2 protein-coding genes are annotated in these 1,299 nt (G+C 63.7%); both read left to right on the forward strand.

Translation table 11 applies throughout. The features are described from left to right. Positions 1–352, forward strand: a 352-nt coding sequence (locus A5724_RS18600) for a helix-turn-helix domain-containing protein (protein WP_197518718.1), incomplete at its 5' end; no start/stop codon positions are given. 125 nt (positions 353–477) lie between these two features. Next, the gene (locus A5724_RS18605; RefSeq protein WP_082965139.1) at positions 478–1,290 is read left to right on the forward strand and encodes an integrase core domain-containing protein; all 813 of its coding nucleotides are present in this window, start codon (positions 478–480) and stop codon (positions 1,288–1,290) included. Positions 1,291–1,299 lie beyond the last annotated feature (9 nt).

Here is a 1,299-nt window from a genome sequence, read left to right on the forward strand (position 1 = left end):
GTGGATCATGGTCCGATCACGACGAACGAAGATCCCGGCCGAGGAGAAGACGCGGCTGGTGCTGGCGGTATTGGCCGGGGAGATGACCGGCGCGGAGGCCGCCCGACGGTGCGGGGTGGCCTCGACCCAGGTGACGAAATGGAAGCACCAATTCCTTGAGGCCGGTGCACAACGAATGGAGGAAGTGCCCGGTGGGCCCGCCGGGCGTGCTGGCACACCTGAGCAGCGTCGGCTTCGGCAGGAAAACGAGGAACTGAAACTGGCGCTGGCTGAGGCCACGGTGCAGCTGCGGATCTGGCAGCGTGGGGCAGCGTGGGCTGATCAAGTCCCTTCGCGGACCTCGAAACCCTAAGAGAGGCAGCGGGACTGCCGGTTTCGAGGTTCGCATCGCTGGCCGGCATCCCGGAGCGGACCTATCGACGTCGGCTGGCACGTCTGCGTGCCGGCGATCCGGCCAAGGGTCCGTGGCCGGCGCCGGTGGTCGATCGCATCGAAGCGATCGCCGCCAAGTACGCCGAGCAGTGGCCGGCCTGGGGCTACCGCAAGATCGCCGCACTCATGCGTGCCGATGGCCACGACGTCACGAACTCTTCGGTGCAGCGAGCGCTGCGACGGCGCGCTCTGCTGTTGCCGCACGGTTTCCGTGCTGACCGCAAATCATGGGCCGCGCTGCGTCGACGCGTCTTTCGCGATCCACCGACAGAACGCAACCGGGTCTGGCAGACCGACTTCTCTGAATTCGAAACCGCCCACGGCGGGATTTGGAGGATCAGTGCGGTCATTGACTACGTCACCAAATACTGCCTGGCCATCACAATCAGCCCTACCGGTCGCGGCCGCGACGCCGTGCACTGTGTACGCCTGGCGGTCGAGGAAGCCACCAGAGTGCTCAATCTGGCCGATCTGCGGCTAGATCGAGGTGAAATGGATGTCTTTGATGCCGAAGAGAACATCATCGGTCGCGCGCCGGCTCCCATCGCCCTGGTCTCCGACAACGGACCCTGCTACCGCGGGAAAGACTTTCAAACGCTATTCACCGGTCACGATCCAGTCCTGCGCCATATCCGCACCCGGATCAAGTCCCCACAAACGAACGGAGTCATCGAGCGCTTCTTCGGAACACTGAAATACGAGCACCTGTTCGGCGGCTACATCGGTGACGGCGACGCCCTCGACATGGAAGCCCACCGCTTCCGCATCATCTACAACACCATCCGACCCCACCAAGCACTGGAAGACCGCACCCCCAAGCAGGCCTACCTCGACAGCACGAACCTGCCAACTTCTTGACTCAAGACA

Source organism: Mycobacterium sp. ACS1612 (assembly GCF_001667505.1).
Lineage (GTDB): Bacteria > Actinomycetota > Actinomycetes > Mycobacteriales > Mycobacteriaceae > Mycobacterium.